Here is a 12,417-nt window from a genome sequence, read left to right on the forward strand (position 1 = left end):
AGGTGCCTTCATTATATTAGAAGAATAGATTTTTTTATGCTTTTGTTATAAGCATTGCTTAGAAGTAGAATGTAGAAGCATATGAATTAAATTCTAAATATTATAGTCCGCTAGCACCGTAGTTTGACAATACTCTAGCACTTGGGTCGTCTACGTTACAGCCTTCCCATTCCTTATTTGGCATCCAGAAGTCTTTTATCATTTCAGCTTGACCTGGATAATATTTTTCAAAGATTTCTCTATATAGTAGAGATTCTTTTGTGAATGGCTCAGCATGATATTTATACTTTTCGCATAGCTTTTCGAAGGCTTCATCGCTGTATTGCTTTTCTGCATATTCCTTAAGGTAGTCTACCATAGAATGTCCTACAGCATCGCTGAAGGCTGCTTTTTCACGGTATAAAATACTTTGTGGCAGATAGTTACCTTCAAAGGAGTGTCTTAGAAGGTATTTACCCATGTTGTATTTGTTCATCTTCTTTTCAGGGTCAATAGCCATAACGTACTTAACAAAGTCTAAGTCACCAAATGGAACTCTTGCCTCTAAAGAGTTAGAGCTGATGCAACGATCTGCACGAAGTACATCATACATAAATAATTCTCTAATTCTCTTTTGAGATTCCTTTTGGAATTGATCTGCACTTGGAGCAAAATCAGTGTATTTGTAGCCAAATAACTCATCAGAAATTTCACCAGTTAAAAGTACTCTTACATCAGAAATCTCATGAATCTTTTTACAGATTAGATACATTCCTATACTAGCTCTTATTGTAGTGATATCAAAGGTTCCAAGAAGCTTTATAACTTCTTCAAAGGATTCAAGAACTTCTTCCTTAGTCATATAAACAACAGTGTGATCACTATGGATGTAGTCAGCTACTTCCTTTGCGTATTTTAAGTCTATAGCATCCTCAGTCATACCTATAGCGAAAGTCTTTATTGGCTTGCCTGGGTACATTTTTTGAGCTATTGAACACACAAGTGAACTATCTAAGCCACCACTTAGTAAGAAGCCAACAGGAGCATCAGCATCCATACGTTTTTCTATAGCAGCTACTAGTTTGTCATGAACATTTTGGCAAATAGTATCTAAATCATCCTTTAGGTAATCACCTTCTACAGCAGCTATATCACAGTAACAAGTGAATTTTCCATCCGCATAATAATGTCCTGGAGGGAAAGGCATGATTTTATCTGTAAGTCCAACTAAGTTTTTAGCTTCGCTGGCAAATATTATTTTTCCTGATTCTGAGTAGCCGTAGAATAGAGGACGAATTCCTATTGGATCTCTTGCTGCGATGAAGATGTCCTGTTCTCCATCATAGATAACTGTTGCATACTCTGCATCAAGTTTTGAAAACATATCTAAACCATATTCATAGTACATTGGAAGTAACACTTCGCAGTCACTATCGGATATGAATTTGTGTCCTTTAGCTATTAAATCTTCTTTTATCTTACGGAAACCATATATTTCACCGTTGCAGATAGAAGCATCTCTCTTTCTTGTAAATGGCTGCATTCCGCTAAAGCTTAAGTCCATGATAGCAAGTCTTTGAAAGCCTAAGATACCAGAAGGTAAAGTTAGAATCTCAGTCATATCTGGACCTCTTAACTCAGTTCTTTGTAAAGCCTCAGCAAATTTTTCATGTTTCATGTCTGTTCCTGTATAACACATAATAGTACACATATTAATACTCCTCCCCAAATTTAAAATATAATCGTTAATATAATTTTTTATAGTTATTTTGAACATCTGCTTTTCCCAATAAGTATAGGGAGAGTGTAGCAGTAAGTTAATTTTCTTTTTGTTTCTTAAGATAGTACTGTTTATAATTTTTTGCATAATTATCCATGGATTTGTATAAAGATTATTTCTGTGTAGCTGTCTCTTATGAAAGTATGTGGAGAAATTCTTTCAAGTAGCATATATTTACTTTTTAGCTCATCATACATAAGTCTATGTTTATAATAAAAATTTGTTATCCGGATATATGTGTAGAGTATGATTTTTGCTAAAAGGTAATAAAAAAAGCCCTTCATCCTATATTTTTCTATAGGACGAAAGACTTATACTTCCGCGGTACCACCTAAATTAGCTTAAAAAGCTCTCCTTAATCAGTACAGAATCTTAATTTATAGAAAATCAATTCGATACTGTCCATGCTGTAACGGTTTGGCTCCGTCCAAGACTACTCTTTAAAAAAATTTCGTTTGGAAGCTCCGGGATGTTCTTCATTATCAGCTTCGTATCAGTCTCACACCGCCACTGACTCGCTATAACTACGTCATAATAACTACTCTTCCCATCAATGCTTTTATAATAGAATGTTGAAATTTAACTTTGAATTTATTTCATTTTACTTCGGATTTTTTTAAACGTCAATAGATTTTTAAAAGATTTTTTTAATAAAAATTCATTTTTTTTAGGAACACTTTAAAAAAACGGTAATTATAAGTTGCAAGGAACCTTTAAAAACACTGTCTTTGAAAGGCAGTGTTTTTAAAGTAGTATTTGAACTATAAGCTTTACTATTAATGCTACATTCATATATCAACATAGCTTTTTTTGAATAGTTTTATATGAATTAATAAATCTTATTATACGGTAAACGAACACGTCTAACTATAAGCAGGGATATAGCTTTATAAAACCATATATCTCAAAACTGTTTTTAATTTGGAGATATCAGTCTTTCTTGCATCTGAAATATATATTTCTCTGTGTCTTAGGGTCTTTATCTCTAGGTTACTTTCTTTTATGAAATGTTTCATCTGTTCAAAACTTCCTGGTTCATCATCATAGGAGCCTATATGCATCATCTGAACAGCTAATCCATCCTCCATAGTTTTAAATGTAACACTATCTAACAAGGGATTACTTTTTTTCTTTTTTACAAGTTCGAAGGCTTTATCAGATACTTCTTGTGTGACAAAATCAGGTTGTCTAATCATTATTGTATATACTAATTCATTTTTATCTAAAGTAGCAGAGCTTCTACCTTTTTCCGTTAGATCCCATACTCCTTCAAGTGGATATACAGTATATTCAAAATAGCCCTCTGGTGTGTAACCTTGTTTTGGCATCATTCTCACAGCGTAGGATAAGGAATATAATATGCCTATTTTTTCAGAAAACTCCTCATCATTTGGGTTGCCTTTACCGCTTATCATAAAGAATTTTTGCTTAGGTACAGAAACTAAGGTTGGGTTATCCTTTGGTAGATAAAGATCTTTCTCATGCTTTTTCCATTCAAATTTCATAAGTTTTCTTCCTCTCTTCAAATCTATTATGGACCATTCATAATAAAATTTATATTCTCAAAATTTCTATCAAAACCCAGAATAGCTCCGAAAATATATTCTGGATTGAAGTAGAACATCTTTATAAATAAAGTATACAATACTTAATGCGACAACTGCTTGTCATATTGTAATAATACTTTAATATAACGTATTGATTTATAGATAGATACAAATAATTCAGTTTGTTCTGTAATTCTTTAGAAAAAATAAACAAAAAATATTGCATAAAAGATGATAATTCCTATATAATGGAATATAGTAGTTAACAAATGTATTATTTAAAAGGCGATAAGCTAAAGAATCAGGGGTGAGAAGTTTGGAATTTTATAATCCAAGTGAGAAAATAAAACTTATGAGAAAAAAGTTTAGAGTAAATCAAGCTGAACTTGAAGGTGCGAATATGACGAGAGCCTTCATCAGCATGATGGAGAGCGGAAAAAGAAATGTTAGTAGGACAAGCTCTAAGGCCTTAGCAGAGAAGTTTAATGACATTGCAAAAAGAATATCCGTAGATCTAAATTTAGACGATGAGTATTTTTCAAGAACACCTAAAGAAGATGCAACCTACTATTGCGAAGAGCAACTAAAGAGTGAAGCTACTCATGATAAACTAAAAGAGTTAATTAAGATAGCAACGGATTTTGAATTAGATAGGTTATTAGCTCAAATGTATAAGCTTGAAGGTGAATTATACTATAATGAGAAAAACTATAAAGATGGGTTTCTATATTTAAGAAAAGCTCTTGGAAAATATAAGGAGCTTAGAGATAATAAAGCACAAATTAGAATATATCTTTTAATGGGCAACTGCAAATATAACAGAGGAGAATACGAAGAGTCTATAAATTACTTTGAAGACACTATATCATATGCTCTAGATGAAATGGATATGGAGAATTATTATAAAGGAAACTCTAACTTAGCATTAGTTTATATGTATACAAAGGAATATGAGAAATCTTTAAATATACTTGAAAATAATATTTTTAATAGAAGTAATGACGTTGACTTTGATTTACTGGCTAGAGCTCAGATAACAAAAGGCATGGTACTTTATAACAGGAAGAATGAAACTGAAAAGTCTCTTGAAGTATTTGAGAATTTAGTTGATAGTTTAAAGGATAAAGACGAAGTTATGTTGTCTATGGTATATAATAATATAGCTGAATGCTATTATGATTTAGAAGAATACGATAAAAGTTTAGAATATATAGAAAAAGCGCAAAAACTTAAAATGCGCGTATATAAGGATACTTTAGCTCGTACTATAAATATTAAAGCAAAGGTGTTATTAAAAAGAGGTCTTTACTCAGAGGCTATATTAGTTTTTAATTTGGCAATTGATCTAGCAGAAGAGTATAGTAACTTTGATTTATCGTTAGAAAATTATAAGGATTTGGTACAAGCTTACGAGTCTGCAGGAGATTACGAGAGCGTTGTCAAACTGATGAATAGACTAATAGAATATCTAGATTATAGTCAGGTTAATTCAGGAAAGTCATATGCAATGCTAAAGTTGGCTGAAGCCTCAGCTCATTTAGATAAAAAAGAAGAAACTGTAAATTTATTAAGTGAGTTAGAAAAATTATTGTGATAATTTTTTGTTAACATGTTTCATATATAATGGAAGAATGTGTATAATATAGTATAGTTGTTTCATAAAGTTAAGGAGGCATTGAGAATGAAAAAAAATTTTGTAAAGACTATTGTAAGTATTTTATTTGTAGGTATGTTTTTTGTTCCAGTAGTTGGTAGTAGTGTTTCAGTTCATGGAAGCACAGTTGCTCCTATGGGTGGAGAACCTGGACCTTTTATGGATTAGAATTTTAAAAGAAATACTTAAGTAAAATTAGAAGAATATCTTGGTTGTAATTCTATGTTGAATAAGAGGTGAGAGTATATGAGAAAAAAATTTTTAAAGGCTATTGCAAGTGTTTTATTTATTAGTATGTTTTTAGTTCCAGTTGTTGGCAATAATGTTTCAATTCATGGAGTTACTATTGCACCTATGGGATTGGAACCAGGACCTATTGATTAGTAAAAGATAAATTAGTATTTATAAAAGAATATTAAGAGAAATGATCAATAATACTTTTGGAACGATTCTATGTTGAATAAGCTTTAAGCATATGAGAAAGAAAGTTCTAAAAGGTATAGCAGATATTTTATTTATTAGTATGTTTTTAATTCCTGTTACTAGTAAAAGTATTTCTGGTAATGGCCAGGCTGTTGCACCTATGAGTATTGAAGGTCCAGGAATAGCAGGATAACATATTCTTTTCACTAGATGAATTATAGATTCATCTAGTTTTTTTATTTCTAGAGTTTGCATTAGATAAACTATTAACTTATTTGAAAACTTACAACATTAAAGTTGGCTATAAGCTATTATATTACTTATTTTTGAATTATAATTTTTATTGAGAAGATTACATAAAAAACTAAAACTTATATTAAATAATTTGTTAAATTAACTTATAGATGCTTTGGAGGATATAGAGTTGGAAAAAGAAATTATATATTTAAAAGGTGATGCCACTAATCCTAATGTAGGAGGAAATAAGATTATTGCACATATATGTAATGATATTGGTGCATGGGGAAAAGGCTTTGTTTTAGCTGTTTCGAGAAGCTGGAGTGAGCCAGAAAATCAATATAAAGCTTGGTATAAAGTTGGCGATGATTTTAAGTTAGGAAAAGTCCAGTTTGTTCAAGTTTCTGATGAAATATATGTTGCCAATATGATAGGGCAAAGAGGTATAAGAAGGGGGAAAACTGGTACTCCTCCTATTAGATATGAGGCTGTTGACCAGTGCTTAGAAGAGGTTGCGAAAAAGGCAATAGAGCTAGATGCCAGTATTCATATGCCTAGAATTGGATGTGGATTGGCTGGAGGTAAATGGGAAGAGATTGAAAAACTAATAAATAAAAATATTATTTCTAAAAATATAGATGTTTATGTCTACGATATAGTTTAGTAAAAACCATTGACTTTGACGTTATGTCGCACTTTAAGATGGTTCTATTCGACTAGATCTACTTTTACCTATACGAGAGAAACAAGTAACTGTGGTGTAAGCAGATTCACATATAGTACATGGAGAAATTCTCTGATACTTAATATAAATGCTGATAAGCAAAATTTTCTTAATATTTTCTGAAACTAAAAAGGCAATCTGTTAAGATTGCCTTGACTATAGACCTTTATGAAGGCTTAATTTATACATGATCGATAAACTTTACTTCTGTGGGTTAGCTGGCATACATAAATTAATAGTTTAAGTTGGTCTATATAATTTTTAATAATAACTTAGACTAATCTATATGTATTTAGTTAATTCAGCTAGACTTGATATTTCGATGTTGGGTTTAATATCACTATTTATATTGCTAGTTTTATTATTTAGCCATATAGTTTTCATACCTAAATCTGATGCTGGTTTGATGTCCTTTTCTAAGCTATCACCTACCATTACTGCTTCGTTAGGGGTGATTTTCATATTGTTTAGAGCAACTTTAAAAATTTGCTCCTTAGGTTTACCAATTCTTAATGAATAGCTAAAGGTAAAGTCATCAATTAAATCGTAAATAGCTGCTTTCTTGAAACATTCTTTCATTACCTCATCATAATAACAAGTATTAGATATAATTCCTGTCTTGTAACCCTTATCTTTTAAGTGTTTTAAAGTATCATATATTGATGGTTCAAAATACAATTGATTTCTATATTCTGTGTAGAATAAGTTGATTGCTTCTATGCATTGATCCAATGTTAAAACTACCTCGTATTCTTGAAGAAATTTATTTAGGAAATTCTCTATAGGGTATTCTACAAAGGTTGTTTGCCTATCTTTTATTGTTTCCATCCAAACTTCATAGAAACCTTGCTTTACTTGGTCAAGCTTGATATTTGTGTTAAATCTGTTTAGATATTTAGTTAAGTGCATTAAGCCGTGTATATCTTTTTCATAATCAGATTGTCCATAATGAAAGTGTAGTAAAGTATTACCCATATCAAAAAATATTGCTTTAATTTTATCCATAAATTAACCTCAATTTTAAATAAATTATTTAGAAGTAATATGTAAGCATGTATTAATTTCCTTATATATAAATTGGTTTATGTTAAATATATAGTGAAAAACTAAGTAGGCAATTAAAGTTTGATAAATAATTTAATTGACTACTTAGTTTTAAATAACAGAATTGTTATAGCCATCACTGAGCTGAAGTCTGAATAATTTAGCTCTTAGTCTTTTTTAAGTGTATGTAACCTACAAAAATCAGATACACTATTGGTACTATAATCGCCTCTTTAAATCCAAAGAAATAGCATATCACAGCCAATAGCACTAATATAAATGCAATAACATTACTCAACTTTGTAGCAAAGAAATCCATAATGTACCTCCATATATAGTAATATTATATTAATTATACCATAATGAAACGCGAATGAATTATTTTTGGCAATTTAATCGAGCTTAATGATATTGACCCGAAAGGAATTTTCGAAGTCTACATATTATTAAAATAAAAACTAATGTGAATTGACAGTAATTTTATATAATTAGAGTTTTCTAGCTTTAATAACAAATGAAAGAGGTAACATTTTTGCCTTTTTTGATCTTTCGCTAAGGTCAGAGGTAGCCAGCATCGTTTCCTTATCTGTTTCTTCAGCCATATATTCTACAACGAAGCCTGCTTTTGCTAATGCATTTATATAGGTGGGAATTTTTCTGTTGCATAACGTTATGGCAAAACCATCATTTAGGTAGGTAAACCAGCTTTCATCAAAGTAGCTTTTATCAAATATTAACTTATCGTCCTCTACAATAACACAATGATGTAATGGATGCTTCCAACTGAAGATGAATACACCATCTTTTTTCAAATAGGATGCTATTCTATCAAAGGTGCATTGCAAATCTGTAGCCCAACCTACTGCATATATAGAATATACATAATCAAAATAATCAAGCGGTATGCCAGCGTCAACTTCCATAGGTGCATTTATTAGTTTTGCGGAATATCCACATTCTTTTAAGTACTTATCAGCATTTTCTATTTGTTTTGTAGACATATCAAGTCCCCAAAGCTCAGCAGCCTTATGATCACCATGGTATTTTAATGAGTGACCACTTCCACAGCCTATATCGAGCAGCTTCTTTCCAGAAACATCACCAAATAAATTTAATTCATCTTCTGTTATAAATTGAACCCCGTATGTAGGAAGCGCAGTAACTCCAAACCATTCATCTGCGGTATTGTCCCAATAATTTTTGTTGGTATCATGGATACTTTTATTTGCCATAAATAATCCCCCTAAAACACTATAATTATAGAAAAAATTTAAATTTTTAACAGGTATATGTAAATTTTATTCTACAGGAATTGCATATTATTGTCTATAAAGTATACAGATGGTTTTTAAAAATGTTATAGTGATATATAAACAATAAGGAGTGGATTGAGATGAGTGTTTATTATTTGTTTAGCGATTTTCATATGGAAAAAGGATTTACTACTGAGGTTGTAAGCAATCTATTAATTGATATTAAAGATAATAATAAGATAGTTTTTATTGCCTCAAGTCCAGAACATAACAGTAATACAGATAAGTATGCCCAAAGATATTTAGAGTGGTTTTCTAATATAGGTATTAAATTTAAGCTTAGCACAGTAATTGATAATAGAATGAGAAAAGGTGAAATGATAGAAAATATAAAAGATGCTTCTGTAATTTTTCTAATGGGTGGTCAGACCTTGACTCAGTTTAAATTTCTTAAAGAAAATGATCTAGATAAAGCTTTAAGGATATGTGAAGGCTGTATCTTGGGGTTAAGTGCAGGAGCTATAAATATGGCGAAAATATCTATTAATACCGAAAAAAGTGGACAGGATAGAGCAGTCATATATGAAGGCCTTAATCTGGTTGATGTGTCAATTGAGCCACATTTTAATCCTAAAGGTAGTGGGATAGAGTATGATAAATTGCTTGAGGCTTCTGAAAAATATGATATATATGCAATGTGCGACAATAGTGCTATTGTATGCAGAGGTAAAGAACAATTTTTTTATGGAGAAATATATTTTATTTCCAAAGGAAAGCTAGAAAAAGTTAATTAAGTTTAATTCTTATATAATTTAGAGAAATCTTAAGAAATAAACTAAGTTAATATAGTGTATAATTGTGGAATAAAGGGTATTTATATAGTGATTTTAAAGAATCCTATAGTAGATTTGGAGGTTGTTTTATGAATTTAGAAGAACAGAGAAAATTGATTTTATCTGGTAAGATGTATAATGATTTGACTAAAGAATTAATTGAAGCAAGAGAAAAAACAGTGTTTCTTACAAACGAATATAATAATAGTTTCGGTAGACCTCAGAAGGAAAGAGAAGAAATATTAAAGAGGTTACTTAAGAGTATTGGAAGTGGAGTTCACTTCGAACCAACCTTTAGATGTGAATTTGGTTTCAATATTACAATAGGGAATAATTTTTATGCCAATTTTGATTGTGTAATGTTAGATGGAGGAGGAATAATTATAGGTGATAATGTGTTGTTTGGACCTAGAGTTGGAATTTACACCTCTAATCATGCGACATATGCAAAAGAAAGAGTAGCAGGAGGCTGCTATGCAAAACCTGTAAAGATAGGCAATAATGTTTGGATTGGAGCAGGAGTTAATATAAATCAAGGTGTTACAATAGGAGATAATTCAATTATAGGATCCGGTAGTGTTATTACGAAAGATGTTCCTGCAAATGTAATTGCGGCAGGTGTGCCTTGTAGAGTAATTAGAGAAATTACTGAAGAAGATAGGACTGGATTTGAAGTGTAGAAAGTAATTCACAATATGATGTATATTCTTATTTAAGGATATGACATGAGATTTAAGGATGTACAACTTCAATACGAAATCGGTTTTGGTAGCTATTCTGGCTTCTGAGAAGAGCTTTTGAAAATATAAATTTTATTGAGAAGTAGTATAATCATGTTATACTACTTCTTAATAGCGAAATTGTAACTTAGACTTGGAGGAATAGAAGATGTTTATAGTAAATTTAACTTATGTAAAACCTATGGAAGAGGTTGAAAAGCATCTGGTGGAGCACATTACATTCTTAGATAAATACTATGCTAGTAACAACTTTATCTGTTCAGGGAGAAAGAATCCTAGGACTGGTGGAATAATCTTATGTAATGCGACAAATATGGAAGAAGTAGAGAAAATTATTAGTGAGGATCCTTTTAAAATAGATAGCATTGCTAATTATGAGATAGTAGAGTTCCAACCAACAAAGTATGATGAAAACTTTAAGAAATTTGTTGAATAATCTTTAAAATATAACTTAATAAAGATTGTACACTTCGCTGGAAAGCATAAGTTTAAATACGAATCGGTACATCTATAGACACACTACTTCAAAATTGAACCTAACAAAATAAAGCTTCGTAGATTCATAGAAAGCTTTATTTTGAGTTTAAGGCTTGAAGTAGTATTTCTTTTCAGAGGAATTACAGTTCTATAATCTTAAAAGTACAAGAAGTTATTTAAACTACTAACGATACTTTTATTAATTTATATACTTTACTTTGAACTGGTATATCTATATATAAAGTATCTAAAAGTAAATAAAGACTTCAACCACCACATTATTCAAAGCGAATCTTGTGGTGGTTTTATTTGTAATTAGAGAAAAGGTTACGAAAGTATATAATGACCTAAATTCAATATTATTGAAGGTAACTCAATACTTGAGTAAAAAATAATATTATAGAATTTATTCTACTTACAGGATGCCCTGAATTAAATCGAGAAGAATAAATGCTGAAGAGTTAGCAAAAATATTTAGACAGTATATTGACTTATAAAATATTTAGCAGTATATTTATTTTAGACAATATAATGTCAAAATAAATATAGGAATGAGGAAGGAACAAACTAAAAAATTTAAAATTAAGATTTTAAATCGTAGCTCATTATAGGGAAACTATATGAAAACTTAATCTATACTTGTCATAAAATCCCGGCTTCTGGGGATTTTGTGGCATGTATAAATTAATAGTTGAAGTTGGTTCCCTATACACAAATATGAAGCCTACGATTATATTATTAATCTAATAGACAGTATAATGTCTAGAAAGGAAGGCAATTATGAATAATGTTATTACAGTAAAAAATCTTGAAAAGAATTATGGAGCTAAGAGGGCAGTAGATGGAATAAGTTTTTCTGTAAAAGATGGTGAAGTATTGGGGCTGCTAGGACCTAATGGTGCTGGCAAAAGTACAACTATTAATATCTTATCTACCATATTGAAAGCAGATAAGGGAGATATAGATGTCTTAGGTCAAAGGCTTACTAGTAATGCTAAATCAATAAAACAAACCCTAGGTGTAGTACCTCAAGACTTAGCAATTTATGAGGAGATAAGTGCTGAAAAGAATATAAGTTTTTTTGCAAGTCTATATGGACTTAAAGGAAATGAGTTAAAAAAACAGGTTAAGGAAGCTTTAGAGTTGGTAGGGCTTTATGATAGGAGGGCAGATAAGCCCAAGACTTTTTCAGGTGGAATGAAAAGAAGACTAAATATAGCTTGCGCCATTGCCCATAGGCCTAAGGTTATAATAATGGATGAACCTACTGTAGGAATAGATCCACAATCAAGAAATCATATTTTGGAATCTATTAAAATACTAAAAGCTAGAGGTTCAGCAGTAATTTATTCCACTCACTATATGGAGGAAGTAGAGGCAATAGCAGATAGGATTATTATAATTAATGAAGGTAAGATAATAGCTGAGGGCACTAAGGAAGAGCTAAAGGAGAAGGTTAATGATGAAATTACCTATACTTTCAAACTTAACAATATAGAAAATGTAATAGATAAAGAGATTTATGCTGTCCAAGGTGTAAAAAAGGTTAATATTGTTGAAGATGAAGTAAGGGTAACTACCTTAAAATCCAATAACAATCTTAATGAGATAATAGGTATTTTCTTAGATAAGCATTGCAAGGTTGAAAGTATGCAAAGCAAAGAAGCGTCCTTAGAAACAGTTTTCCTTGAGCTTACAGGAAGAAACTTGAGAGATTAATGGAAGG

14 protein-coding genes and 1 other annotated feature are annotated in these 12,417 nt (G+C 30.7%); of the genes, 9 read left to right on the forward strand and 5 right to left on the reverse strand.

Annotation, left to right across the window (positions count from 1 at the left end; genetic code table 11):
- Positions 1-100 precede the first annotated feature (100 nt).
- Positions 101-1,690, reverse strand: a complete 1,590-nt coding sequence (gene asnB, locus C1I91_RS12380) for an asparagine synthase B (RefSeq protein WP_128213161.1) — start codon at positions 1,688-1,690, stop codon at positions 101-103.
- 364 nt (positions 1,691-2,054) lie between these two features.
- Positions 2,055-2,322, reverse strand: a binding site (T-box leader).
- 324 nt (positions 2,323-2,646) lie between these two features.
- A complete protein-coding gene (locus C1I91_RS12385; protein WP_128213162.1) occupies positions 2,647-3,264 on the reverse strand; it encodes a GyrI-like domain-containing protein in 618 nt (205 codons plus the stop codon).
- A gap of 358 nt (positions 3,265-3,622) precedes the next feature.
- On the opposite strand from C1I91_RS12385, the gene C1I91_RS12390 reads away from it, so the two are divergent.
- The 5 genes from C1I91_RS12390 to C1I91_RS12395 all read left to right on the forward strand — a co-directional run bounded on the left by C1I91_RS12390 (position 3,623) and on the right by C1I91_RS12395 (position 6,284).
- Positions 3,623-4,900, forward strand: a complete 1,278-nt coding sequence (locus C1I91_RS12390; protein WP_128213163.1) for a tetratricopeptide repeat protein — start codon at positions 3,623-3,625, stop codon at positions 4,898-4,900.
- An 87-nt stretch (positions 4,901-4,987) separates the two neighbouring features.
- Positions 4,988-5,128: a hypothetical protein gene (locus C1I91_RS28160; RefSeq protein ID WP_164880517.1), complete on the forward strand. Its 141-nt coding sequence runs from the start codon at positions 4,988-4,990 to the stop codon at positions 5,126-5,128.
- Between the two features lie 78 nt (positions 5,129-5,206).
- Complete coding sequence (locus C1I91_RS28165) at positions 5,207-5,344, forward strand: hypothetical protein (RefSeq protein WP_164880518.1); 138 nt, start codon at positions 5,207-5,209, stop codon at positions 5,342-5,344.
- A gap of 91 nt (positions 5,345-5,435) precedes the next feature.
- On the forward strand, positions 5,436-5,576 hold the full coding sequence (locus tag C1I91_RS28170; protein ID WP_164880519.1) for a hypothetical protein: 141 nt from the start codon (positions 5,436-5,438) through the stop codon (positions 5,574-5,576).
- 231 nt (positions 5,577-5,807) lie between these two features.
- Entirely contained in the window at positions 5,808-6,284 is a 477-nt protein-coding gene (locus C1I91_RS12395) for a macro domain-containing protein (protein WP_128213164.1), read from the forward strand.
- A gap of 342 nt (positions 6,285-6,626) precedes the next feature.
- Here the strand turns inward: C1I91_RS12395 and C1I91_RS12400 are convergent, their stop codons facing one another.
- From C1I91_RS12400 to C1I91_RS12405, 3 genes are all read right to left on the reverse strand, one after another.
- Positions 6,627-7,349, reverse strand: coding sequence for an HAD family hydrolase (locus C1I91_RS12400; protein ID WP_128213165.1), 723 nt, complete (start codon positions 7,347-7,349; stop codon positions 6,627-6,629).
- A 199-nt stretch (positions 7,350-7,548) separates the two neighbouring features.
- Positions 7,549-7,707 (reverse strand): hypothetical protein, encoded by a 159-nt coding sequence (locus C1I91_RS28175; protein ID WP_164880520.1) that lies wholly within the window; start codon positions 7,705-7,707, stop codon positions 7,549-7,551.
- A gap of 169 nt (positions 7,708-7,876) precedes the next feature.
- Entirely contained in the window at positions 7,877-8,620 is a 744-nt protein-coding gene (locus C1I91_RS12405; protein WP_128213166.1) for a class I SAM-dependent methyltransferase, read from the reverse strand.
- A gap of 161 nt (positions 8,621-8,781) precedes the next feature.
- On the opposite strand from C1I91_RS12405, the gene C1I91_RS12410 reads away from it, so the two are divergent.
- The 4 genes from C1I91_RS12410 (at position 8,782) to C1I91_RS12425 (ending at position 12,410) form a co-directional block, all read left to right on the forward strand.
- On the forward strand, positions 8,782-9,435 hold the full coding sequence (locus tag C1I91_RS12410) for a Type 1 glutamine amidotransferase-like domain-containing protein (protein ID WP_128213167.1): 654 nt from the start codon (positions 8,782-8,784) through the stop codon (positions 9,433-9,435).
- Between the two features lie 128 nt (positions 9,436-9,563).
- On the forward strand, positions 9,564-10,154 hold the full coding sequence (locus C1I91_RS12415) for a sugar O-acetyltransferase (RefSeq protein WP_128213168.1): 591 nt from the start codon (positions 9,564-9,566) through the stop codon (positions 10,152-10,154).
- Between the two features lie 208 nt (positions 10,155-10,362).
- A complete protein-coding gene (locus tag C1I91_RS12420) occupies positions 10,363-10,650 on the forward strand; it encodes a YciI family protein (protein WP_128213169.1) in 288 nt (95 codons plus the stop codon).
- Positions 10,651-11,471: 821 nt separating this feature from the next.
- On the forward strand, positions 11,472-12,410 hold the full coding sequence (locus C1I91_RS12425; RefSeq protein WP_128213170.1) for an ABC transporter ATP-binding protein: 939 nt from the start codon (positions 11,472-11,474) through the stop codon (positions 12,408-12,410).
- The last annotated feature ends 7 nt before the right edge of the window (positions 12,411-12,417 follow it).

The organism is Clostridium manihotivorum, from assembly GCF_004015185.1.
Lineage (GTDB): Bacteria > Bacillota > Clostridia > Clostridiales > Clostridiaceae > Clostridium_AR > Clostridium_AR manihotivorum.

Excerpts from the sequence above, each read along its gene's own strand:
- C1I91_RS12415 (WP_128213168.1), top strand. The coding sequence starts at position 9,564 with ATGAATTTAGAAGAACAGAGAAAATTGATTTTATCTGGTAAGATGTAT.
- C1I91_RS28170 (WP_164880519.1), top strand. The coding sequence starts at position 5,436 with ATGAGAAAGAAAGTTCTAAAAGGTATAGCAGATATTTTATTTATTAGT.
- C1I91_RS12420 (WP_128213169.1), top strand. The coding sequence starts at position 10,363 with ATGTTTATAGTAAATTTAACTTATGTAAAACCTATGGAAGAGGTTGAA.
- C1I91_RS12410 (WP_128213167.1), top strand. The coding sequence starts at position 8,782 with ATGAGTGTTTATTATTTGTTTAGCGATTTTCATATGGAAAAAGGATTT.
- C1I91_RS12400 (WP_128213165.1), bottom strand. The coding sequence starts at position 7,349 with ATGGATAAAATTAAAGCAATATTTTTTGATATGGGTAATACTTTACTA.
- C1I91_RS12405 (WP_128213166.1), bottom strand. The coding sequence starts at position 8,620 with ATGGCAAATAAAAGTATCCATGATACCAACAAAAATTATTGGGACAAT.
- asnB (WP_128213161.1), bottom strand. The coding sequence starts at position 1,690 with ATGTGTACTATTATGTGTTATACAGGAACAGACATGAAACATGAAAAA.
- C1I91_RS28160 (WP_164880517.1), top strand. The coding sequence starts at position 4,988 with ATGAAAAAAAATTTTGTAAAGACTATTGTAAGTATTTTATTTGTAGGT.
- C1I91_RS28165 (WP_164880518.1), top strand. The coding sequence starts at position 5,207 with ATGAGAAAAAAATTTTTAAAGGCTATTGCAAGTGTTTTATTTATTAGT.
- C1I91_RS12385 (WP_128213162.1), bottom strand. The coding sequence starts at position 3,264 with ATGAAATTTGAATGGAAAAAGCATGAGAAAGATCTTTATCTACCAAAG.
- C1I91_RS12425 (WP_128213170.1), top strand. The coding sequence starts at position 11,472 with ATGAATAATGTTATTACAGTAAAAAATCTTGAAAAGAATTATGGAGCT.
- C1I91_RS28175 (WP_164880520.1), bottom strand. The coding sequence starts at position 7,707 with ATGGATTTCTTTGCTACAAAGTTGAGTAATGTTATTGCATTTATATTA.